The organism is Streptomyces griseochromogenes, from assembly GCF_001542625.1.
GTDB lineage: Bacteria > Actinomycetota > Actinomycetes > Streptomycetales > Streptomycetaceae > Streptomyces > Streptomyces griseochromogenes.
In genome coordinates this window covers 511722-535482 of the sequence record NZ_CP016279.1, presented here as the reverse complement: position 1 = coordinate 535482, position 23761 = coordinate 511722, and the positions used below count along the sequence as shown (strand labels likewise).

The window sequence follows — 23761 nt, the reverse complement described above, 5'->3', positions numbered from 1 at the left end:
CCGGGGCGGGCGCGAGGGGTCAGGAGCAGCGCTTTCCGGCGGTCGGCGGGGTGCCGTGCAGGAGGTAGGTGTCGATCGCCGAGTCGATGCAGGTGCTGCCGCGGCCGTAGGCGGTGTGGCCGTCGCCGACGTAGGTCAGCAGGCGGCCCGAGGCGAGCTGGCCGGCGAGGGACTTCGCCCAGGGGTAGGGGGTCGCCGGGTCGCGGGTGGTGCCGACGACCACGATGGGTGCCGCGCCCTTCGCCTTGATGCGGTGCGGCTCCCCCAGGGCCTTGACCGGCCAGTACGCGCAGTTCAGCGAAGCCCAGGCCAGGCCCGCGCCGAAGACCGGGGACGCCTTCTCGAACTCGGGCAGGGCCTTCTCCACCTGCTCGGAGCCGGTGAAGGCGGGAGGCAGGTCGAGGCAGTTCACGGCGGCGTTGGCCATCATCAGATTGCTGTAGTGACCGTTCGCGTCGCGTTCGTAGTAGCTGTCCGAGAGCGCGAGCAGGCCCGCACCGTCGTTGTGCTTCATCGCCGAGGCCAGCGCGTCGCGCAGCTGTTCCCAGGCCGCCTGGTCGTACATCGCCGCGATCACCCCGGTCGTGGCCAGCGACTCACCGAGCTTGCGGTGGTCCGGGTCGCCCGCCGGGATGGGGTGGGCGTCCAGCTCGCGGAAGAAGGCCTTGAGGTGGTCGCCGACCTGCGCGGGTGTGGCGCCCTTGCCGCCGAGCGGGCAGCCGGCCCGCCGTACGCAGTCCTTCGCGAACGCCTGGAACGCCGTCTCGAAGCCGGCCGTCTGTTCCAGGTTCAGCTTGCGGGAGTCGAGGGAGGGGTCCATCGCCCCGTCCAGCACCAGGCGGCCCACCCGGTCCGGGAACAGGCCGGCGTACGTCGCCCCGAGGAAGGTGCCGTACGACGCGCCCACATAGTTCAGCTTCGGGTCGCCCAGCACGGCCCGCAGGATGTCCATGTCCCGGGCCGCCTCGACGGTGGACACGTGCCGCAGCAGTCGCGCCGAGTGCGCCCCGCAGCTCTCGGCGAACTGCTTGAACTCCCCGACCAGCGCGTTCGTCTCCTTCTGGTCGTCGGGGGTGTTGTCCGTCTGCGTGTAGGCGTCCATCTGGCGCCCGCTCAGACATTCGACGGGCTCGCTGCGGGCGACGCCCCGCGGGTCCATCGCGACCATGTTGTAGCGGGCGCGGACGTCGGTGGGGTAGCCGATGCCCGCGTACTGCTGGAGGTAGGCGATCGCCGAGCCGCCGGGGCCGCCCGGGTTGACCAGCAGCGAGCCGAGCGGCTCTCCCTTGCCGGTGGCCTTCTTGCGGGCGACGGCGAGCCGGATGTCACCCGCGCCGGGCTTGGAGTAGTCCAGCGGAGCCTTCATCGTGGCGCACTGGAAGCCGGAGGCACCGCAGTCGCGCCACGTCAGGTGCTGGGCGTAGTACGACGACAGCGCCGCCGGCGTGGCACGGGGCAGCGCGGCCAGTGCCGCCTCATGCGGGCCGTCGGACGACGTGGTCGAGCTCCCGGAGGAACAGGCGGACACGAGCATCGCGGCGGCGGCGAGGAGGGCGCCCGTGACGCGCGCCGTCGCCCGGGTTCGGTTTCGGGTCCGAGGTCCGGTTCGGGTCCGGGTCCGGCGGTTCCGGCGGAGGGATGACCAGGTGTGCATCGGACGAGCGTAACGCTGTGCGACGAGGCCGGTGCGGTGCGTGCGAAGGGTGGCCTCATACGGAGGACGTGGTGCGTCAACCACCGTACGCCCGGCTCACCCCGCCCGCAGGGCCATCGTCATCGCCTCCACCGCCAGCAGCGGGGCCACGTTGCGGTCCAGCGCCTCCCGGCAGGCGGCGATCGCCTCGATGCGGCGCAGCGTGGACTCCGGGCTGCTGCCCTGCGCCAGCCGGTCCAGGGCGTCCTCGGCGTCCCCGTTGGCGATCGCGACCCGGGAGCCGAGCTGGAGGGCGAGGACGTCGCGGTAGAAACCGGTCAGGTCACCGAGGGCGACATCGAGGCTGTCGCGCTGCGTGCGGGTTCTGCGGCGCTTCTGCATGTCCTCGAGGTCCTTCATCACGCCCGCCGTACCGCGCGGCAGCCGGCCGCCCTGGGCCGCGCCCAGCGCCGTCTTCAGCTCCTCGGCCTCCTTGCCGTCCATCTCCTCGGCGAGCTGCTTGGCGTCCGCGGCGGCCGCGTCGACCAGTTCCTGGGCGGCTCTGAGGCAGGCGCCGACCTCGTCCAGGCGCAGCGGGAGCTTGAGCACGGCGGCGCGGCGCTCGCGGGCCGCCGGATCGGTGGCCAGACGGCGGGCCCGGTCGACATGGCCCTGGGTGGCGCGGGCGGCGGCCAGGGCGACCCCGGGCTCGATGCCGTCACGCCGTACGAGCATGTCGGCGACCGCGTCGACCGAGGGCGTCTGCAGGTTCAGATGGCGGCAGCGGGAGCGGATGGTCGGCAGGACGTCCTCGATGGAGGGGGCGCACAGCAGCCAGACCGTACGGGGGGCGGGCTCCTCCACGGCCTTGAGGACGGCGTTGGCCGACTTCTCGTTCAGCCGCTCGGCGTCCTCGACCAGGATGATCTGCCAGCGGCCGTTCGCCGGGGAGGTGAACGACTTGCGGACCGTGTCCCGCATGTCCTTCACCAGGATCTCGGAGCCCACGGCGGCGACCGTGGTGACGTCCGCATGGGTGCCGAGCAGCGCGGTGTGACAGCCGTCGCAGAAGCCGCAGCCGGGGGATCCGCCGAGGGCGCGGTCGGGGCTCACGCACTGCAGCGCCGCGGCGAAGGCCCGCGCCGCCTGGTTCCGGCCCGCTCCGGGCGGGCCCGTGAACAGCCAGGCGTGGGTCATCTTCGACGCCTCCGGCAGCGGCGCGTCCGCCGCGGCGGCGGTGACCAGGGCGTCGGCGTCCCGCGCGGCGGCGTCGAGCACCGCGCTCACCTTCTCCTGCCCGACGAGGTCGTCCCACACGGTCATGGGTCACGCCGCCCTTCCGTCACACTCCGCGTTCCGCCATCCATTGTGCGGGTCGGCACTGACAGCGGGGGCGGCGCTCATCGGTTCTCCGACGTGCGCCGCCCCATGTCCTCGCTCAGCCCCGGTGATCGCGGGCCGGGCGCCGCCCGGACTCGGTGGTCTCAGCCACGGCGGCCACGGCCCCGGCCCCGGCGGCCCTGGTCCTCGCCGGCATCGCCGTCCCCCCGCTCGTCGTACGTCCCGAGCAGTTCGTCCGCCAGCGTCGGCAGATCGTCCAGCGGGGTCTCCTCGGCCCAGTCGGGACGCGGCCGGCGGCGGGGTGCGCCCTCGGCGTCGACCTGGGGCATCTCGCGGGTGCGGCTCTCGGAGCCGTCCGGGCCCGCCACGGGCCGCTCGTCACGGAAGAGGCCGCGCGGAACCCGCCGCGCCGGGTCGTCACCCCGTACGGGCGGCAGTACGGCGGTCTCGTCGGCGGACACGGGAGGCAGCACCGCCGTCTCGTCGGCAGCGCCGGGAGTCACCGGCGGAAGCACGGCCGTCTCATCCGCCGCACCGGGAGTCACCGGCGGAAGCACGGCCGTCTCGTCCGCCGCGCCGGAGGCGACCGGCGGCTGCGGCAGTTCGGCCGTCACCTCGGAGTCCGGGGCGGACCGAGCCTTCCGGGTCTCTCCGTCCCGCTCCTCGCGCACCGGCCGCAGGACCGTCGTCTCCTCCGTACCCGCAGACACGACCGGCGTCGGAACCGTCTCCTCCGCACCCCGCGACACCGCCGGGGTCGCCGCGTCCGTCACGCCGGGCACGGTCGGCCGCGGGGTGCTGGGCCGGCGGGCCGCCGCGTCGGCCGTCGTCGCGGCCTCGGCCGCCTCGCGGCGGGCCGCCTCCGCGCGCAACAGGGCCTCCTCGGCCTTCCGCTGCTTCTCCAGGCGCTCCGCCTCGGCCTCGGCGCGCAGCCGGGCCTGCCGCGCCTCTTCCTCGGCGCGCAGCCTGGCCTCCTCCTCGGCCTGCTTGCGGCGCCGCTCCTCCTCGGCCCTGCGACGGGCCTCCTCCTCGGCGCGGGCCTTCTCCTCCGCGAGCAGCCGCTGCCGCTCCTCCTCCGCCCGGCGCTGTGCTTCCTCGGCCCGCTGCCGGGCCTCCTCCGCCTGCCGTTCGGCCTCGCGGCGCTGCGCCTCCTCCAGCTCGCGGCGCTTGCGCTCCTCCTCCTCGGCGCGCAGCTTGGCGAGCTGCTCCTGGCGCTCGCGCTCCAGGCGCTCCTCCTCGGCCTTGCGCGCGGCCTCTTCCTCGGCCTTGCGGCGGGCCTCCTCCTCGGCCTTCCTGCGCGCCTCCTCCTGGGCCTTGATCTCGGCCTCGGACAGCGGCAGCACGGTGTCGAGCCGGTGCCGGACGACGGTGGTGACGGCCTCGGGCTCCTGCCCGGCGTCCACGACCAGGTAGCGGCCGGGGTCGGACGCGGCGAGCGTGAGGAAACCGGCCCGCACGCGCGCGTGGAACTCGGCCGGCTCCGACTCCAGCCGGTCCGGTGCCTCGGTGAACCGCTCGCGGGCGGTCTCCGGCGAGACGTCCAGCAGGACGGTGAGGTGCGGGACGAGCCCGTTGGTGGCCCAGCGGTTGATGCGGGCGATCTCGGTCGGGGACAGGTCACGGCCGCCGCCCTGGTAGGCGACGGACGAGTCGATGTAGCGGTCCGAGATGACGACCGCGCCGCGCTCCAGGGCTGGCCGTACGACGGTGTCGACGTGCTCGGCCCGGTCGGCCGCGTACAGCAGCGCCTCCGCGCGGTGCGACAGGCCCGCCGAGGACACGTCCAGCAGGATCGAACGCAGCCGCTTGCCCACGGGCGTGGCTCCCGGCTCACGGGTGAGCACGACCTCGTGGCCCTTGGCGCGGATCCACTCCGCGAGGGCCTCGGCCTGGGTGGACTTGCCGGCGCCGTCACCGCCCTCCAGGGCGATGAAGAATCCGCCGGCCGCGGACGCCTCGACGGGGTCGTCGCCGCCGAGCAGCGCGTCCTTGAGGTCCTGCCGGAGCGGGATGCCGGAGCGGTCGTCGACCTTGGCGAGCACCAGCGCGGCCACCGGCAGCAGCAGCGCGCCGACCAGCATCAGCGTGAACGAGGCGCCGCCGTGCGCGAAGACGAACCGGCCGTTCTCCAGCCGGTGCCGGCCGATGAGCCCGGCGACCACGGGCGCGATCAGGACGCCGAGGGCGATGAAGACCCGGACCACCGCGTGCAGGTGCTCGGTGACGCGCGGCCTGCGGTATTCCTCGGTCTCCTGGTCGAGCAGCGCGTGCCCGGTGTTCGCGGCCGCGCCCGCGGAGACGCCGGCCAGCGTGACGATCAGCAGCACGGTGGTGACGTCCGGGACGAGTCCGGCGACCAGCAGGGCGATGCCGGTGAAGGCGATGGACAGGGCGAGGAGCCGGCGGCGCGAGAGCGAGGGCAGCACCGAGGGCGCCGTACGGATGCCGACGGCGACGCCGCCGGTCAGGCCCAGCACCAGCAGGCCGTACAGGACCGGGCCGCCGCCCAGGTCCTTGGCGTGCAGGACACAGACCGCGACCGCGGCGGCGATGGCCCCGGCGACGGCGGCGCAGGCCGGCACGAGCAGCGGGATGGCGCCCGTACGGCCCTTGTCCACCCCCGTGCCGGTGCGCGGGCGGCGCAGGCCCTCCAGCGGGGACCGCGCGCGCGGGGTACGCGTGTCGGGCAGCTCCAGGAAGGTCAGCACGGACAGGGACGCGGCGAACAGTCCGGCCGCGACGTAGGACCCGAGGGCCGCCTGGTGCTGGTCGAACCAGGCCACCCCGGTGCCCAGCAGATTGTTGAGCAGGGCGGCCACGACCAGGGAGGCGGCGGCCAGCGGGATCGCCAGGAAGCTGGTGCGCAGCGCGAGGCGGCGCAGGGCGTCCATGTGGTCCGGCAGCGGCCGTACGGTGGCCCCCTCCAGGGGCGGGGCGGGCAGCAGGGCGGGCGCCGCGCTCTCGCGGCACACCGTCCACAGCCGCTCGGCGACGCCGGTGACGAAGGCGGTGACCAGCAGGACCGCGAGCGCGTTGTCCGGGGTCCAGTCGATCCACAGGGGCGCGATGATCAGCAGTACGGCACGCAGGCCGTCGGCGCCGACCATGGTCCAGCGGCGGTCGAGCGGGCCCTCCTGGGCCGTGAGCGTGGTCAGCGGGCCGAGGAGGACGGCGCCGAAGAGCAGGGTGGCGAGGATGCGCACGGCGAAAACGGTCGCCACTGCGAACGCCACACCCCGGTAACCGCCGCCGAAGGAGCCCTCGACGATGGACGCCTGGAGGACTAGGAGGACCAGCACGAGGAGCGCGAGGGTGTCACCGACACCGCTCACGAGCTGCGCGCTCCACAGGCGCCGCACCTGCGGTCGGCGCAGCAGGGCGCGGACGGCCCGCTCACGGGAGTCCGCTACGAGGGTGTCGTCGGGTGCTGTGGTGGGGGCCGTTGGCTGCTCGGCTCGCGTCATGCGTTCAGCCTATCGGCAGCCACCGACACGATGCCCGGGCCGCCCGGGCATGCGCACGCCCCGACACCAAAGTGATGCCGGGGCGGTGCCGGGACGTTCGTTACGCGAAGCCGGTGGCCCGGCGGAGCGTCAGTCCTCCGCGCCGGAGGCGGTCGCCTTCGAAGCCGTCGCCTTCTTGGCCGTCGTCTTCTTCGCCGTGGTCTTCTTCGCGGCCGCGGTCGTCTTCTTCGCCGCCGTCTTCTTGGCCGCGGTCTTCTTCGCCGGAGCGGCCTTCTTGGCCGGGGCCTTCTTCGCCGCCGTCTTCTTGGCGGGACCCTTCGCCCGCTTCTCGGCGAGCAGCTCGAAGCCGCGCTCCGGGGTGATCGTCTCCACGCTGTCGCCGGAGCGCAGGGTCGCGTTGGTCTCGCCGTCGGTGACGTACGGACCGAAGCGGCCGTCCTTGACCACGACCGGCTTGCCGGAGACCGGGTCCGCGCCCAGCTCCTTCAGCGGCGGCTTGGCGGCCGCGCGGCCCCGCTGCTTCGGCTGGGCGTAGATCGCCTGCGCCTCCTCCAGCGTGATCGTGAACAGCTGGTCCTCGGTCTGCAGCGAGCGCGAGTCCGTGCCCTTCTTCAGGTACGGGCCGTAGCGGCCGTTCTGCGCGGTGATCTCCACGCCGTCGGCGTCGGTGCCGACGACGCGCGGCAGCGACATCAGCTTGAGCGCGTCCTCCAGGGTCACCGTGTCCAGCGACATCGACTTGAAGAGCGAGGCCGTGCGCGGCTTGACCGCGTTCTTCCCCGTCTTCGGGGTGCCCTCGGGGAGGATCTCCGTGACGTACGGGCCGTAGCGGCCGTCCTTGGCGACGATCGCGTGCCCGGTCTCGGGGTCGGTGCCCAGCTCGAAGTCGCCGCTCGGCTTGGCCAGCAGTTCCTCGGCCAGCTCGACGGTCAGCTCGTCCGGCGCCAGGTCGTCCGGGATGTCGGCGCGCTGGTGCTGCTCGGTGTCCTTCTCGCCGCGCTCGATGTAGGGGCCGTAGCGGCCGACCCGCAGCACGATGTCGCTGCCCACCGGGAACGAGGACACCTCGCGCGCGTCGATCGCGCCCAGGTCGGTGACCAGTTCCTTGAGGCCGCCGAGGTGGTCGCCGTCGCCGTTGCCGGCCTCGGCCGCACCCGCGACCGTGCCCTCGCCGAAGTAGAACCGCTTCAGCCACGGCACGGCCTGCGCCTCACCACGGGCGATGCGGTCGAGGTCGTCCTCCATCTTGGCGGTGAAGTCGTAGTCGACGAGCCGCCCGAAGTGCTTCTCCAGGAGGTTGACCACGGCGAACGACAGGAAGGACGGCACCAGGGCCGTGCCCTTCTTGAACACGTAGCCGCGGTCGAGGATCGTGCCGATGATCGACGCGTACGTCGACGGGCGGCCGATCTCGCGCTCTTCCAGCTCCTTGACCAGGGAGGCCTCGGTGTAGCGGGCCGGCGGCTTGGTGGCGTGGCCGTCGACCGTGATCTCCTCGGCGGACAGCGGGTCGCCCTCACCCACCTGCGGCAGCCGGCGCTCGCGGTCGTCCAGCTCGGCGTTCGGGTCGTCGGCACCCTCGACATAGGCCTTCAGGAAACCGTGGAAGGTGATCGTCTTGCCGGAGGCGCTGAACTCGACGTCGCGGCCGTCGGCGGCCGTGCCACCGATCTTCACGGTCACGCTGTTGCCGGTCGCGTCCTTCATCTGGGAGGCCACGGTCCGCTTCCAGATCAGCTCGTAGAGCTTGAACTGGTCGCCGGTCAGGCCGGTCTCCGCCGGGGTGCGGAAACGATCACCCGAGGGACGGATCGCCTCGTGCGCCTCCTGGGCGTTCTTCACCTTGGCGGCGTAGGTGCGTGGCTGCGGGGGCAGGTAGTCGGCGCCGTACAGCTGCGTGACCTGGGCGCGGGCGGCCGCGATGGCGGTGTCGCTCAGCGTCGTGGAGTCCGTACGCATGTACGTGATGTAGCCGTTCTCGTACAGCTTCTGCGCGACCTGCATCGTGGCCTTCGCGCCGAAGCCGAGCTTGCGGCTGGCTTCCTGCTGCAGCGTCGTCGTACGGAACGGCGCGTACGGCGAGCGGCGGTACGGCTTGGACTCGACGGACCGCACGGAGAAGCGGGTGTTCTCCAGGGCGGCGGCGAGGGCGCGGGCGTTCGCCTCGTCGAGGTGCAGGGTGTTCGCGGTCTTGAGCTGTCCCACGGAGTCGAAGTCGCGGCCCTGGGCGACGCGCCGGCCGTCGACGGTCTGGAGACGGGCGACCAGGGACGACGGGTCGCTCGGGTCACCGGCGCGGCCGGTCGCGAAGGTTCCCGTCAGGTCCCAGTACTCGGCGGAGCGGAAGGCGATGCGCTCGCGTTCCCGCTCGACGACGAGACGGGTGGCCACCGACTGGACACGCCCTGCCGACAGGCGCGGCATGACCTTCTTCCACAGGACCGGCGAGACCTCGTAGCCGTAGAGGCGGTCGAGGATGCGGCGGGTCTCTTGGGCGTCGACCAGCTTCTGGTTGAGCTGGCGCGGGTTGGCGACGGCCTCGCGGATCGCCTCCTTGGTGATCTCGTGGAAGACCATCCGCTTGACCGGGATCTTCGGCTTGAGGACCTCCTGGAGGTGCCAGGCGATCGCCTCGCCCTCCCGGTCCTCATCGGTGGCGAGGAAGAGCTCGTCGGAGTCCTTCAGCAGGTCCTTGAGCTTCTTGACCTGCGCCTTCTTGTCGGCGTTGACCACATAGATCGGCTGGAAGTCGTGTTCGACGTCCACACCGAGGCGGCGGACCTCGCCGGTGTACTTCTCCGGCACCTCGGCGGCGCCGTTGGGAAGGTCGCGGATGTGCCCGACGCTCGCTTCGACTACGTAGCCGGGGCCCAGGTAGCCCTTGATCGTCTTCGCCTTGGCAGGCGACTCGACGATGACGAGTCGGCGGCCGCCCTGTGCGGTCTCGCTGGTCGGGGACAACTTCGCTCTTCTCTCCGGTCGACGCTGGGGCCTCCCCAGGGCCTTCGTCCCGGGGTCGCGGCGTGCTTCTGGCTCGTGTGACGCTGCGGAGTGTGACGGTACATCCCGCCCCCGTGTCAAACGGGAAAAGCCCACAACGGCCACTCGAACGGTAACCCGACTCCCGCCATTCCTGCCGCCCGGAGTCCCCGGTGATCCCTCGGCCCCTGTCCGGAGGGTAATGCTCCAGTTACCCGTACGACAGTACGGCCCCCGACGTCAGAGGCGGGTGAGGCAGTAGGCGCCGAGGCCCAGCGAGACGACCGCGACGGCGCCGGCCAGGGTGGCCGATGCGACCTGGCTCACACCCTGGGCGACTGGTTCACCACGCCGCACCCGGGTCCCGGTCCACACCAGCAGGGCGCCGCCGAACAGGGCGAACACCAATCCCGCGAAGATCGCCGGCCCGCTCTCCATGACCCCGCCCGCCCCTTTCGTGCCGTCCGCCCGTACCCAGCGCGGGGAGGGTGGCACGCGCGGGAGACGGAGGGGCGACATCAGGGTGAACGGAAGGTCGACGCGATACCGAACGAACACTCGAACGAGATTCCCCGGAGCCCGCCCACCGCATTTTTCCGGCCGTTTTCCCGACATCGGCGCGTCCCCGCTCACGCCTCGGGCGTACGAAGGCGATCCGGACGCCCGTACTACGGCCCGGGTAGCCGGGGTACGACGGCCCGCCCGGCCGCCGTACCGCGTCTCACACCACCGGTTCGTCTCACACCACCGGCTCCAGGAAGCCCTGCTCCACCAGCAGCCGGATCTGCGCGGGAGTGCGGTCGCGCAGCAACACCGGATCCTCGCCGACGAGTTGGGCGATGGCGTCCAGGATCCGGCCGGCGCTCAGCGTGCCGTCGCACACGCCCGCGAAGCCCGCGCCGACCGTGTCCACCTTGGTGGCGCGGCGCATCCCGCGGTGCTGGCGCAGCACCACGTGCTCCGGGTCCTCGGCGCCGGGCAGCCCAACCTGCTCCTGGACCACCTCGGCGACCAGCCTGAAATGGCCTTCGAGCAGGGCCGCGTCGTCGTGCTCCCGGAGATAGTCGAGGCGGTCGAAGTGCGCCAGGATCACCTCCCCGAGCGGCTGTTCGACCGGATGCGGCCACTCCTCCACGGTGACGGACGGCTCGGCGGCCCCTGTCCTGCGCAGGGTGATCCACCCGAAGCCGACGGCCTTGACCTTGCGCGCCTCGAACTCGTCGAGCCAGGCGTCGTACCGCGCCTGGTACTCCACGGGGTCCTGGCGGTGGTCGCCCGCGTCCCTGAGCCACAACTCGGCGTACTGCGTGATGTCCTGCACCTCGCGCTGCACGATCCAGGCATCGCACCCGCGCGGCACCCATGACCTGAGCCTGTCCTGCCAGTCCTCCCCCGCGACGTGCTGCCAGTTGGCGAGGAACTGCGCGAACCCGCCCTCGTTCAGCCGTTCCCCCGCCCTCTGAACGAGTGAGCGGCACAGATCGTCCCCGCCCATTCCGCCGTCGCGATACGTGAGCCGGGCGCCCGGCGAGATCACGAAGGGCGGGTTGGACACGATCAGGTCGAACGTCTCGTCGTCCCGGACCGGCTCGAACAGCGAGCCCTCGCGCAGATCGGCGGCCGGCGCGCCGGAGAGTGCCAGCGTGAGCGCGGTGATGTGCAGCGCGCGCGGATTGAGGTCGGTGGCCGTCACGCGCGTGGCGTGCTGCGAGGCGTGCAGTGCCTGGATGCCGGAGCCGGTACCGAGGTCGAGCGCGGAGGCGACGGGCGTCCGCACGGTGATGCCGGCGAGGGTCGTGGAGGCGCCGCCGACACCCAGGACGACGCTCTCGTCCCGCTGCCCGATACCGCCCGCGCCGCCGACCGCGCACCCGAGGTCGGACACGATGAACCAGTCCTCGCCGCCCGGACCGCCGTAGGGCCGTACGTCCACGGTCGCGGCCACCTCGTCGCCGCCCACACGCGCGAGCCACCCGCACTCCAGGGCCTCCTCCACGGGCAGAACGGACGCCACACGCGCGTGGGGCACCGGCTGCTGGAGCAGGAACAGCCGCACGAGCGCCTCCAACGGCGTGTCGCCGCGGGTCGCCCTGAGCGCGGGCACGGTCTCACTGCGGGCCAGCGCCGCGTAGGCGGGGGCGCCGAGCAGATCGAGCAGTCCGTCGGCGGTGAAGGAGGCCGCGAGCAGGGCGTCGCGCAGGCGCGCGGCGACGTCGGGCCGGTCGGTGGCGGGCAGGGGGGCGAGGCCGGTGTCAGTCACACCCCCCATTGTGGCCCGCGGCGGCCGCCGAAGGCTGCCTCAGCGCGGGCCGCCCGCCGATGTCAGCCGGCCGTCGACGAGGCCGACGCCGACGCGGCGACCTGGCAACTGGGCTGCTTGGCGATCGCCGCCTTGACGTCGCCCTGCTCCAGCCGCTTCAGCGCCTCGGTGCCGCTGTTGCTCTGCTGGCCGATCTCCTTCGTCTGGTCGGCGACGTCGTGCAGGCCCTTGGCGAACTTGCCCTGGTCCTTGGTGTCGAGCGCGTCGACCTTCTTCTTCAGGGCGGCGTACGAGGCGGAGAGGCCGTTGAGGTTCTTGGCGGCGTCCTGCTGCCGCTTGGAGCCGTCGGACACCCCGGGAGGCGCCCCCGCACTGCTGATGGCGGAGGCGATCGCCTTGTAGCCGCCGGCCATGTCCTGGAAGGCCTGCGCGTACGTTTCCTTGGCCGTCTTGGGCGGCAGATTGCTGTCTGTGGCGATCTTGGCGATCGACGCGTTCGCCGCCCTGATCTTCGAGTCCTGGGCGGGCACCGCGTCACACACCGTCTTGGCCCAGGCCACCAGCTTGGGATCGGGGCCGCTGTCCTTTTTGCTGCTGCATCCCGACAGCGCCACTACCAGTACCGCACCGCTGGACAGTGCGGCCGCGAGCTTCTTGTTCACCGGATCGGTCCCTTCCATGGCTCTCGGCCCCCGGAATCTACACGGCACACCGACGTCCTCCACATGGAGGGCACTCCATAAGTCCGCTTTTGTGACTCTTTGCACCATGGGAGAGAAGGCTCACGACGTGGGCGAGACCACATATGGAAAGCGGGCGGGCGGCACGTCAGTACGTGCCACCCGCCCGCCCGTTGAGCAGGCCCCGTCGAGACGGCCTACGAAACCACCGCCGGGTCGGGTGAGTTGGCGACCCGTTCGGCGCCCTCCTCGTCGCCGACCGCGATGCCACGCCGCTTGGAGACGTACACCGCGCCAACGATCACCAGGAGCGCGAGGACCGCGATCGCGACCCGTACGCCGATGCTCTTGTCACTGCCGTAGGAAAACTTGATCACCGCGGGCGCGATGAGCAACGAGACCAGGTTCATGACCTTCAGCAGCGGGTTGATCGCCGGTCCCGCGGTGTCCTTGAAGGGGTCACCGACCGTGTCGCCGATCACCGTGGCGGCGTGCGCCTCGCTGCCCTTGCCGCCGTGATGGCCGTCCTCCACCAGCTTCTTGGCGTTGTCCCAGGCGCCGCCGGAGTTGGCGAGGAACACCGCCATCAGCGTGCCGGTGCCGATGGCGCCCGCGAGGTAGGAGCCGAGCGCGCCGACCCCGAGCGTGAACCCGATGAAGATCGGCGCCATGACGGCGAGCAGACCGGGCGTGGCCAGCTCCCGCAGGGCGTCCTTGGTGCAGATGTCCACGACGCGCCCGTACTCGGGCTTCTCGGTGTAGTCCATGATCCCGGGGTGCTCGCGGAACTGCCGCCGTACCTCGAACACCACCGAACCGGCCGAGCGCGACACGGCGTTGATGGCGAGTCCGGAGAAGAGGAAGACGACCGCGGCGCCCGCGATGAGGCCGACGAGGTTGTTGGGCTGCGAGATGTCCAGCGACAGACTCAGCGGTGAGCCGGGGCCGGTCAGCTTCGCCCCCACGTCCTGCACGTTGGTGGTGATCGCGTCCCGGTACGACCCGAAGAGCGCCGAGGCCGCGAGGACGGCGGTGGCGATCGCGATGCCCTTGGTGATGGCCTTGGTCGTGTTGCCGACCGCGTCCAGGTTGGTGAGCACCTGCGCGCCCGCGCCCTCGACGTCGCCGGACATCTCGGCGATGCCCTGCGCGTTGTCGGAGACCGGCCCGAAGGTGTCCATGGCGACGATCACACCGACCGTGGTGAGCAGACCGGTGCCGGCCAGGGCGACCGCGAACAGCGCCAGCATGATCGACGTACCGCCGAGCAGGAACGCGCCGTACACGGCGAGGCCGATGAGCAGGGCGGTGTAAACGGCCGATTCCAGGCCCAGCGAGATGCCGGACAGGATGACGGTGGCCGGGCCCGTGAGGGAGGTCTTGCCGATGTCCCTGACCGGGCGGCGGTTGGTCTCGGTGAAGTAGCCGGTCAGCTGCTGGATCACGGCGGCGAGCAGGATGCCGATGGCGACCGCGACCACGGCGAGGATCCGCGGGTCACCGTCCTTGGCCTTGATCGCCGCGTCCGAGACACCGTTGAGGCCGGAGTACTTCGACGGCAGGTAGACGAAGACGGCGATCGCGACCAACGCGAGGGAGATCACCGCGGAGATGAAGAAGCCGCGGTTGATCGCCGACATTCCGCTGCGGTCGCTGCGCCGCGGAGCGACCGCGAAGATGCCGATCATGGCGGTGAGCACACCGATCGCGGGCACGAGCAGCGGGAAGGCGAGCCCGGAGTCGCCGAACGCGGCCTTGCCGAGGATCAGCGCGGCCACCAGGGTCACCGCATACGACTCGAACAGGTCGGCCGCCATGCCCGCGCAGTCGCCGACGTTGTCGCCCACGTTGTCGGCGATGGTCGCGGCATTGCGCGGATCGTCCTCCGGAATGCCCTGTTCGACCTTGCCGACCAGGTCGGCGCCGACGTCGGCGGCCTTGGTGAAGATGCCGCCGCCCACACGCATGAACATGGCGATCAGGGCGGCGCCGAGGCCGAAGCCTTCGAGCACCTTCGGAGCATCGGCCGCGTACACCAGCACCACACAGGAGGCGCCCAGCAGGCCGAGCCCCACTGTGAACATGCCGACGACGCCGCCCGTGCGAAATGCGATCTTCATCGCGGTGTGCGAGACGGTGGTGAGATCTTTTTGGGGTTCGCCTTCGGCCGGGGTCGCTTCCCGGGCCGCCGCGGCGACGCGCACATTGCTGCGCACGGCCAGCCACATGCCGATATAGCCGGTGGCCGCCGAGAACACCGCACCGATCAGGAAGAACACCGATCGTCCGGCGCGCTGATTCCAGTCGTCCGCGGGCAGCAGCAGGAGCAGGAAGAACACGGCGACGGCGAATACGCCGAGTGTGCGCAGCTGCCGGCCGAGATACGCGTTGGCACCTTCCTGGACCGCCTCGGCGATCCGCTTCATGCTGTCGGTGCCCTCGCCCGCCGCCAGCACCTGGCGCACCAGGACGCCCGCGACCACGAGCGCGGCCAGGGCAACGGCCGCGATCACCGCCACGATGATCCGGTTGTCGTCGGTCAGGACTGCGGCTGCGAAGGTTGTGGGGTGGCCAAACTGATGAGGGGTAGAAAGCCCCGCCATTCGTCCTCCTTGACGCTTGGGCTGAGCTCAAGATGTGGACGGATTGTAGGTACCCGACCGTGATCTAAACAGGGCGCGGTAAACGGAATTGGCCTTCTTGTGCTCTTCAGCAAATGATCGAGGTCAGGCCAGGGGACCCGAAAGTGGTAACGCCTCAAAGGCATTGACGACCACATTGATGCTTGATCAAATTATCGGGCTATCGATCGTGAATTGATTCACGAATTCCGGGGCCGCTCGAAACAGTGCCGGAACAACACGAAGGGCCCTGCTCAGCAGGGCCCTTCGGTGCAGTGTGCACGGCGGCTCAGCACCGTGCGCGCGGCATCAGACGAGAGCGGTGGCCGGCGGGGCGGTCGGCCATGTCATGCGGATCAGCCCGCCGCTCTCCCCCGTGGTGACCTCCACGTCGTCCACGAGGCCGCTGATGACCGCGAGGCCCATCTCGTCCTCCTCGGCTTCGACGTCCGCGTCCGCGGCGGCACCACCCGCCACCCGCTCGGCGGGGGCCGCGTGCGGGGCCTCGTCGCCGACCTCGATGGAGAACTGTTTCTCCTCCTCGATCAGCGCGACCTTCACGGGTGCCGTGATGTCGTTGATCTGGTGCAGCCCGACGGCACGGGAGCACGCCTCGCCCACGGCGAGCCGGACCTCGTCGAGGACGGCCTCGTCCACTCCGGCCCGGCGTGCCACCGCTGCCGCCACCAGACGGGCGGTCCTGACGTGCTCGGGCAGCGCGCTGAAGCGGAGTTCGACGGTGGCCATGCATCCCCCTCGCGACTACGGGCGTGCGGTACGGGAGCGGGGCCGCCGAAAGCCCGCACCCCCTGATGAACTTCTGGGCCCCGGGCACACCGGCCCGAGGCGGGGCCTACCGGCGTCCGGGCCGAAGGTCGGCCCGGACCCGGCTGGGCGGCCCCGGGTCAGTCGGTGGCCGCCACCGCTTCCTCGACCGAGGTGTGGATCGGGAACACCTTGGTGAGGCCGGTGATGCGGAAGATCTTCAGAATGTGCTCCTGGTTACAGACCAGGCGCAGCGAGCCCTCATGGGCACGCACCCGCTTCAGGCCGCCAACCAGCACGCCGAGCCCGGTGGAGTCGAGGAAGTCCACGCCCTCCATGTCGACGACGAGGTGGAAATTCCCGTCGTTCACCAGCTCGACCAGCTGCTCGCGCAGCTTGGGCGCGGTGTATACATCGATTTCGCCACCGACCTCGACGACCGTACGATCGCCGACGGTACGGGTCGACAGGGACAGGTCCACGGATCCTCCAGCACCTTGCTATCGAGCGGTCGCCCCTCGGGACATCTCGGCTTACGGCCCCCGGGACGCATCGCCAGCCGCGATGGCATTCAATCACTTACCGGCAGGCGTGCACGACGCCTTGGCCCCATTGTCCGTCACGCCAGTGACACACTCGGTCCCGATGGCCAAGAATCACCGATCCGATCAACCCCCGGCGAACCCGGCTTCCCGCCCGTCTCCGGGCACCGTCCTGGGCCGGCTCGCCTCCGGGCCGAGCCGCTCCGCGCGCATCACTCATACGGAGCACTTGCCCCCCCGCGCGGGTCGGCATGCCGTCTGGCCTGACCGGATTCGCTCGGAAGTGATCGCGGCGGTGCAGGCGCGCGGCATCGAGCACCCCTGGACCCACCAGGCGCTGGCCGCCGAGCACGCCCTGGACGGCGAGTCGGTGATCGTCGCCACCGGCACCGCCTCGGGCAAGTCCCTCGCCTACCTCGTGCCGGTCCTGTCGGCCCTGCTGGACGGTTCCGAGGCCCCCGCCCAAGGGGCGCAGCAGCGCGAAGCGCTTCCACGGGGTGGCGGCGGGCGACGGGTGGGCGGTCGTGGCGCCACCGCCCTCTACCTCGCCCCCACCAAGGCGCTCGCGGCGGACCAGTGCCGGTCGGTGAAGGAACTTTCACAATCTCTGGGCGCCGCGGTGCGCCCGGCCGTGTACGACGGCGACACCCCGTTCGAGGAACGCGAGTGGATCCGCCAGTACGCCAACTACGTCCTGACCAACCCCGACATGCTGCACCGGGGCATATTGCCCTCCCACCCCCGCTGGTCCTCCTTCCTGAAGTCGCTCAAGTACGTCGTCATCGACGAGTGCCACACCTACCGGGGCGTCTTCGGCTCACACGTCGCCCAGGTGCTGCGCCGGCTACGCCGCCTGTGCGCCCGCTACGGCGCCTCGCCCGTGTTCCTGCTGGCCTCCGCCACCGCCGCGGAGCCCGCCGTCGCCGCCCGCCGGCTGACCGGTCTGCCGGTGGTCGAGGTCGCCGACGACGCCTCCCCGCGCGGGGAACTCGTGTTCGCCCTGTGGGAGCCCCCGCTCACCGAACTGCACGGCGAGAAAGGCGCACCCGTACGGCGTACCGCCACCGCCGAGACGGCCGATCTGCTGACCGACCTCACCCTGCAGGGTGTGCGCTCGGTCGCCTTCGTGCGCTCCCGGCGCGGCGCCGAGCTGATCTCGGTGATCGCCCAGGAGCGCCTCGCCGAGGTCGACCGCTCCCTCGTCCGGCGTGTCGCCGCCTATCGCGGCGGCTACCTCCCCGAGGAGCGCCGGGCCCTGGAACGCGCCCTGCACTCCGGCGAGCTGCTCGGCCTCGCCGCCACGACGGCCCTGGAGCTGGGCGTGGACGTCTCGGGCCTGGACGCGGTGGTGATCGCCGGGTACCCCGGCACGCGTGCCTCCCTGTGGCAGCAGGCGGGCCGCGCGGGCCGCTCCGGGCAGGGCGCCCTGGCGGTGCTGGTGGCCCGCGACGACCCGCTGGACACCTTCCTCGTCCACCATCCCGAGGCCCTGTTCGACCAACCGGTGGAATCGACGGTCCTCGACCCCGACAACCCCTACGTCCTCGCCCCGCATCTGTGCGCCGCCGCCGCGGAGATCCCGCTGACCGAGGAGGACCTGGACCTCTTCGGCCCCGCCTGCGAGGAGCTGCTGCCGCAGCTGGAGGACGCGAAGCTGCTGCGCCGCCGGACGAAGGCCTGGCACTGGACGCGCCGGGAGCGGGCCGCCGACCTGACCGACATCCGGGGCGCGGGCGGGCAGCCCGTGCAGGTCGTCGAGGAGGGCACGGGACGCCTGCTCGGCACGGTGGACGCGGGCGCCGCCCACTCCACGGTCCACGAGGGCGCCGTGCACCTGCACCAGGGCCGCACCTACCTCGTCCGCTCCCTCGACCTGGAGGACTCGGTCGCGCTGGTCGAGCAGGCCGACCCGCCCTACTCGACGGTCGCCCGTGACATCACGTCCATCTCCGTCCTGGAGACGGACATCGAGGTGCCGTGGGGCGCCGGCCGCCTGTGCTACGGCTCGGTCGAGGTCACCAACCAGGTGGTCTCCTTCCTCCGCAGACGTCTCATCACGGGCGAAGTGCTGGGCGAGACGAAACTCGACCTCCCTCCTCGCACGCTGCGCACACGCGCGGTGTGGTGGACGGTCACCGAGGACCAGCTGGACGAGGCCCGGATCAACCCGGAGATCCTCGGCGGCTCCCTGCACGCCGCCGAGCACGCCTCGATCGGCATGCTGCCCCTCTTCGCGACCTGCGACCGCTGGGACATCGGCGGAGTCTCGGTCCCGCTCCACCCCGACACGCTCCTGCCGACGGTCTTCGTGTACGACGGCCACCCCGGCGGGGCGGGCTTCGCCGAGCGCGCCTTCCGCACCGCCCGCGCCTGGCTCAGCGCCACCCGGGAGGCCATCGCCTCCTGCGAGTGCGAGGCCGGCTGCCCGTCCTGCATCCAGTCCCCCAAGTGCGGCAACGGCAACGACCCGCTGCACAAGAGGGGCGCGGTCCGGCTCCTCACGGTGCTGCTGCGGGAGGCACCGGAGGAGAGGCCGGACGAGAGGCCGGACGAGAGGCCGGAGGAGGCGCCGGAGAAGGGTCCGGAGGGCGGCTGAGCGGTGCGGCGTCCGGGGCCGGCTTCCGCCCCGGGAGCGCGGACGGAGCCGGTCCCATCGGCCCCACTCCGGTCGGCACGGGTCCCGACTGCCCCGCTCCCGACTGCCCCGCTCCCGGCGGCATCGATCCAGTCGGCATCGATCCAGTCGGCATCGGTCCAGCCGGCCCCGCTCTCGCCCTGACCTCCGCCGCGAACGGCCCCCGTCCGGAGGCCGTCGTCACGTCCGAGATCTCCCCCACGATCGCGCACCGCACCAATCGCGTCCCCTGGGCCACGGCCACCCGGTCGGCGCGGGCACAGGCCCGAGAGCCGCCCTCGGCCCAGTGGTCCGCCGCCGCGAGCGCCGCCAGATCGGCGCCGCCGGCCGCCCGGTGCCGGACGACGACGGCCTGCCCGAGGGCGAGGACGGCACCGAAGACCACACAGAGCAGGGCGATCACCCCGAGGCTCCAGATCGTGGCGGACCCACGATCCGAGCGCCGACGTTCACGCGGACACCACTTCACGGACCCGCCTCCCCTGTTCCAGCCGCCCCGCCCGGACCGGGCCCCGCAGCCCCCGCGGTACCGGAGTCAGCCTCTCCGGCCCGGTCACCCGACCCTCCCGCACCAGACCCCGCAGCCTGCTCCGCCGCCGCACCCGAACCAGGTCCTGCGGCCCCGTGCGCCGCCGTATCCGAACCAGGCTCCACGGTCTCCGCCTTCTCCGTTCCCGGCCCGGATCCCACGGTCTCCTCCGCCGCCGCCACGGCCTCCTCACGGACCTCGAACGGCAATCCGCTCAGGACCGGCGCCCTGGCGACCACGGTCACCCGGACCTGGTCGCCCTCGCGGGCGACGCTCACCCGCGCTCCGCGCGGGGCCGCCTCCCGCGTCACCTGCACCACCGCGTCGGGCGGGTCCTGCCGGGCGGCGGCCCGGGCGCCCGTGCGGGCGGCGTCCACACACTGGATCCGGGCCGCCATCACGAGCAGCCCCCAGACCAGCGCCATGGTGAACGCCACCAGCACGGACAGCACCACGGCCGCCTCCGCGGTCACGAACCCCGCGTCCGCCCCTCGCTCACATTCGCGCACTGAGGGCCTGCTTCACGATGGACTGCAGCTCCGCCTTGACCTGGCCGCTGGTGACAACTTCGTAGAGCAGCAAGGCGAACCCGACCGCCGCGACGATCCCCATCGCGTACTCCGAGGTCACCATCCCCGCGTCCCGGCGACACCGCTCCCGCAGCAACGCCCGCAGTTCTCCCGCCTTCTCACGCATCCCAAGCTCCTTTCGTTCCAGCCCCGTTGTCTTCATCCCGTGCGTCCGTCGCCGCCCCCGTCAGCCCCCACCCCCTCCCACCACGCCGCCCGCCAGCCCGATCACCACGGGCAGCACGCCGATCGCGATGAACGCGGGCAGGAAGCACAGCCCCACCGGTGCGGAGACCAGCACGGCCGCCCGGCGGGCCCGGGTGGTGGCGGCGCGTGCCCACTCGGCGCGCGCGTCCGAGGCGAGACGGGCGACGGGTCCGGCAGCCGGCAGCCCGGACTCGTCGGCCCGCTCCAGCAGCCGGGCCAGAGCTCGGGCGCCGGGCAGGGCGGCCAACCGCCGCCAGGCGCCCGCCGGTTCACCACCGAGCCGCACCTCGGCCGCGCCTCGCGCCAGCGCGTCCCCGACAGGGCCGCCGAGGGCCTCCCCCACGGCCTGCGCGGCGATCACCGGACCGGCCCCGGCCGTGACGCAGGCCGCCAGCAGGTCGGCCGCGAGGGGAAGCTGGCGGGCGGCGAGTGCCGTGTCGACCTCGTCCGACGGGCCCGCTCGCGCCTGCCGGCGCCTCCACCGCCACAGCCCCGCGGCAACACCGAGCCCCACAGCCGCACCGGCCGCCCCGCCGACCAGCGCCCACACACCGCACATGGCCCCCACCACGGGCAGCCACCGCCGTACCGCGCCGGTGAACTCGAAGGACGGGCCCGAGCGTGCCGTCCCCGAGGCCAGCAGCCCGGCCACCCGTTGCCGCGCCCGGCGCCGCCGCCGGGCCGTCTCCAGCCGCCGAACCGCCCAGCCCAGGGCGAGCACCACGGCCGCACTCATCCCCAGTCTGTGGACGACTTCCGCGCTCATACCGCCTCAGCTCCCCGTACGATCCGGGCCACCCACCACATCCCGGCCCCCTCGAACACCGCTCCGGCCAGCAGGCAGCCCAGCCCGGCCCCGCTGTGCAGCAGCACACGCAGCGGATCGGCGCCCATGGCCGAGCCGAGGAGCAGTCCGAGGGCGGGCAGCGCGGCCAGCAGCACCGCCGTGGCCCGGGCGCCCGCCAACTGGGCACGCAGGTCGGCACGTTGGTCCCGCTCGGCCCGCAGGGCGCCGTCCAGCCGGTCCAGGCCGGCCGCGAGCCCGGCGCCCTGGTCCACGGCCACCCGCCAGCAGGCGGCGAGGCCCAGCAAGCCCTCGGCGCCCGGCTGCCGGGCCGCGACGGCGAGCGCGCCCTGCACGTCCCCGCCGAACCGCGCCGCCGCGACCACGGCCGCCCGTGCCTCCCCCAGCCCGCCGGAGTCCCGCGCGGCCCGCAGCAGCGCCTCACCCGGCTGCCGTCCCGCACGCACCTCGGCGGCGAGCGCTCCGCACAGGCCGATCACCGCGTCCGCGCGCCGCTCCCGGGCCCGTCCCGCCTGGCGGGCCAGCCGCATCCGGCGCAGCACCGGCACCCCGGCCGCCCCCGCGACCACCGGAATCAGCGAGGCACCCAGCAACGCGAGCAGCAGTCCGGCCGCGAGCGACCACCACTCGACCCCCAACCGGCCCCACAGCCGCCGCAGTTCCCGCACCGCCTGTTCCCAGGAGGGCGGGCCGGCCGTCACCACTCCGCCGCCCGCGAGCAACAGCCGTGCCCGCCGTGCGCCGTAATGCCGTCCGCCCAGCAGCCAGGCCGCGGCCCCGAGGCAGGCCACCGTCGCGCTCAGCGACATCTCAGTGCTCACCGTCGTCACCCCTCTCGCTCCTCCCGTGCCGCACACCGCTCTCGCTCTCGAACTCGCCGCGCAGCAGGTCCCGCAGCCGCTCCCAGCCCCGCTCCCGAACGAAGGCACGCGCGCCCCAGCGCAGTGCCGGTACCGTCCGCACCAGCCCCGAGGCGTCCCGTTCCAGCACGTGCACCTCGGCGATGCGGCGCCGCCCGGACCGGCCCCGCACGAGGTGGAGCACCACCGACAGCGCGGCCGCCACCTGGCTGTGCAGCGCGGCCCGGTCGAGCCCGGCCGCCGTACCGAGGGCCTCCAGGCGGGCCGGCACATCCGCGGCCGCGTTGGCGTGCACGGTGCCGCAGCCGCCTTCGTGGCCGGTGTTGAGCGCGGCCAGCAGATGCACCACCTCGGGGCCGCGCACCTCGCCCACGACCAGCCGGTCGGGCCGCATCCGCAGGGCCTGCCGGACGAGGTCCTCCAGGGTGACCAGGCCCGCGCCCTCCTGGTTGGCGGGGCGGGTCTCCAGCCGTACGACGTGCGGGTGTTCCGGTCTCAGCTCCGCCGAGTCCTCGGCGAGCACGATCCGTTCGCCGGGTCCGACCAGGCCGAGCAGGGCGCTCAGCAGGGTCGTCTTGCCGCTGCCGGTGCCGCCGCTGACGAGGAAGGACAGCCGGGCCGCCAGCAGTGCCCGCAGGATCCGGTCGCCGCCGGGTGGCACGGTGCCCGCCTCGACCAGTTCCGTGAGGGTGAACGCCCGCGGCCGTACCACCCGCAGGGACAGGCAGGTGCAGCCGACCGCCACCGGGGGCAGCACCGCGTGCAGACGGGTCCCGTCGGGCAGCCGGGCATCGGCCCAGGGCCGTGCGTCGTCCAGCCGGCGTCCGGCGACGGAGGCCAGCCGCTGCGCGAGGCGTCGTACGGCCGCCGGGTCGGGAAAGGTCACCGCGGTCAGTTCCAGGCCGCCGCCGCGGTCCACCCACACCCGGTCCGGGGCGGACACGAGGACGTCGGTGACGCCCGGGTCGGCCAGCAGCGGCTCCAGCGGGCCGGTGCCGACGAGTTCGGACCGCAGGCGTTCGGCCGCGCCGAGGACTTCGGCGTCGCCCAGCACCCGGCCCTGTTCCCGCAGCGCCTGGGCGACGCGCGCGGGGGTGGGTTCGGCGCCGCTCTCGGCCAGCCATCGGCGGACCCCGTCGAGCAGGGCCGCGCCGTCGGCCCGGTCGAGTCCGGGGAGCGTCATCGGGTGCCTCCCGCCTCGACCAGGGCCTGCTCCCAGAAGGTGGTGCAGAAGCGGGCCAGGGGGCCACGCCCGCTCGCGCCGGGCGGTTCGGGAGCCGGGTGCGGGCGCAGCAGCGCCGGCTCGACGGGGACCTCGCCGGCCAGGGGCAGGCCGAGCAGCCGGGCCACCTCACGGTCGTCGAGACCGGGCGCGTACGGCCCCCGGACCGCCACGCGCAGATCCCGCACCACCATGCCGACGGCGGAGGCCACCCGGCCGGCCGCCGCCACCGCGCGCAGTTCGGCCGGGACGACGAGCACCGCCAGGTCGAGCTGGGCGAGGGCCTCGGCGACCCCGTCGTCCAGGCGGCGTGGGAGGTCGACGACGACCGTGCCGCCACGCCGCCGGGCGGCGGCCAGGACCGCGCGTACGGCCTGGGGCGGAATGCCGACGCAGTCACCCCGGTCCCAGCTTCTTTCCGCAAAGTTCGTGTCCCTCGCAGGTCACGTCGCTTTGGCGGTGGGCGAGTCCTCAGCCCGTGTCGCTTAGCGCAGGAGCGTGGTGTCGCTCTGGATGGCAGCCGGAAGCATACCTAGTGATTTGAGTCATAGTGGCTGCGGAAGTGGCTCTGAAGGATTGCATGGTGCGAGTAAGCCTCACCAGTGCCCTGTGCCACGAGGCCAGGCGAGATTTGCCGTCAGACGGCCGG

General features: G+C 72.7%; 15 protein-coding genes and 3 pseudogenes. 1 reads left to right on the top strand and 17 read right to left on the bottom strand.

The window, feature by feature from the left end:
- Positions 1 to 19 precede the first annotated feature (19 nt).
- The 10 genes from AVL59_RS02485 to bldG all read right to left on the bottom strand — a co-directional run bounded on the left by AVL59_RS02485 (position 20) and on the right by bldG (position 16225).
- Entirely contained in the window at positions 20 to 1654 is a 1635-nt protein-coding gene (locus AVL59_RS02485) for an alpha/beta hydrolase (protein WP_067299567.1), read from the bottom strand.
- Positions 1655 to 1750: 96 nt separating this feature from the next.
- Positions 1751 to 2956, bottom strand: a complete 1206-nt coding sequence (locus AVL59_RS02480) for a DNA polymerase III subunit delta' (RefSeq protein WP_067299566.1) — start codon at positions 2954 to 2956, stop codon at positions 1751 to 1753.
- Between the two features lie 161 nt (positions 2957 to 3117).
- Entirely contained in the window at positions 3118 to 6438 is a 3321-nt protein-coding gene (gene tmk, locus AVL59_RS02475; protein ID WP_067299565.1) for a dTMP kinase, read from the bottom strand.
- Between the two features lie 129 nt (positions 6439 to 6567).
- Positions 6568 to 9399 carry a type I DNA topoisomerase gene (gene topA / locus AVL59_RS02470; protein WP_067299564.1) on the bottom strand — a complete coding sequence of 944 codons (2832 nt, stop codon included), beginning with the start codon at positions 9397 to 9399 and terminating at the stop codon, positions 6568 to 6570.
- Positions 9400 to 9657: 258 nt separating this feature from the next.
- Complete coding sequence (locus tag AVL59_RS02465; RefSeq protein WP_067316805.1) at positions 9658 to 9855, bottom strand: hypothetical protein; 198 nt, start codon at positions 9853 to 9855, stop codon at positions 9658 to 9660.
- A gap of 301 nt (positions 9856 to 10156) precedes the next feature.
- Positions 10157 to 11686, bottom strand: a complete 1530-nt coding sequence (locus tag AVL59_RS02460) for a N5-glutamine methyltransferase family protein (RefSeq protein ID WP_208870295.1) — start codon at positions 11684 to 11686, stop codon at positions 10157 to 10159.
- 53 nt (positions 11687 to 11739) lie between these two features.
- A complete protein-coding gene (locus AVL59_RS02455) occupies positions 11740 to 12339 on the bottom strand; it encodes a small secreted protein (RefSeq protein WP_067316802.1) in 600 nt (199 codons plus the stop codon).
- Between the two features lie 215 nt (positions 12340 to 12554).
- Complete coding sequence (locus tag AVL59_RS02450; RefSeq protein WP_067299563.1) at positions 12555 to 14960, bottom strand: sodium-translocating pyrophosphatase; 2406 nt, start codon at positions 14958 to 14960, stop codon at positions 12555 to 12557.
- A 327-nt stretch (positions 14961 to 15287) separates the two neighbouring features.
- Complete coding sequence (locus AVL59_RS02445) at positions 15288 to 15725, bottom strand: ATP-binding protein (RefSeq protein WP_067299562.1); 438 nt, start codon at positions 15723 to 15725, stop codon at positions 15288 to 15290.
- Between the two features lie 158 nt (positions 15726 to 15883).
- Positions 15884 to 16225, bottom strand: a complete 342-nt coding sequence (bldG, locus tag AVL59_RS02440; RefSeq protein WP_067299561.1) for an anti-sigma factor antagonist BldG — start codon at positions 16223 to 16225, stop codon at positions 15884 to 15886.
- An 82-nt stretch (positions 16226 to 16307) separates the two neighbouring features.
- Between bldG and AVL59_RS02435 the strand changes: the two genes are divergently transcribed.
- The gene (locus tag AVL59_RS02435; RefSeq protein ID WP_079146495.1) at positions 16308 to 18881 is read left to right on the top strand and encodes a DEAD/DEAH box helicase; all 2574 of its coding nucleotides are present in this window, start codon (positions 16308 to 16310) and stop codon (positions 18879 to 18881) included.
- A 145-nt stretch (positions 18882 to 19026) separates the two neighbouring features.
- On the opposite strand, the pseudogene AVL59_RS53880 reads toward AVL59_RS02435, so the two are convergent.
- The 7 genes and pseudogenes from AVL59_RS53880 to AVL59_RS02405 form a co-directional block, all read right to left on the bottom strand.
- Positions 19027 to 19389 (bottom strand): annotated as a pseudogene (locus AVL59_RS53880) (Rv3654c family TadE-like protein); the annotation flags it as partial.
- A gap of 209 nt (positions 19390 to 19598) precedes the next feature.
- Positions 19599 to 19958, bottom strand: a pseudogene (locus AVL59_RS02430) (TadE family type IV pilus minor pilin); the annotation flags it as partial.
- Entirely contained in the window at positions 19945 to 20145 is a 201-nt protein-coding gene (locus AVL59_RS02425; protein ID WP_067299559.1) for a DUF4244 domain-containing protein, read from the bottom strand. The gene AVL59_RS02425 and the pseudogene AVL59_RS02430, both read right to left, overlap by 14 nt.
- 60 nt (positions 20146 to 20205) lie before the next feature.
- On the bottom strand, positions 20206 to 20991 hold the full coding sequence (locus AVL59_RS02420; RefSeq protein WP_067299558.1) for a type II secretion system F family protein: 786 nt from the start codon (positions 20989 to 20991) through the stop codon (positions 20206 to 20208).
- Positions 20988 to 21839 carry a type II secretion system F family protein gene (locus AVL59_RS02415; RefSeq protein ID WP_067299557.1) on the bottom strand — a complete coding sequence of 284 codons (852 nt, stop codon included), beginning with the start codon at positions 21837 to 21839 and terminating at the stop codon, positions 20988 to 20990. Before AVL59_RS02415 ends, AVL59_RS02420 begins: the two co-directional genes overlap by 4 nt.
- 1 nt (position 21840) lies before the next feature.
- Entirely contained in the window at positions 21841 to 23073 is a 1233-nt protein-coding gene (locus tag AVL59_RS02410; RefSeq protein ID WP_067299556.1) for a TadA family conjugal transfer-associated ATPase, read from the bottom strand.
- Positions 23070 to 23525 (bottom strand): annotated as a pseudogene (locus AVL59_RS02405) (CpaE-like family protein); the annotation flags it as partial. The gene AVL59_RS02410 and the pseudogene AVL59_RS02405, both read right to left, overlap by 4 nt.
- Positions 23526 to 23761: the final 236 nt, after the last annotated feature.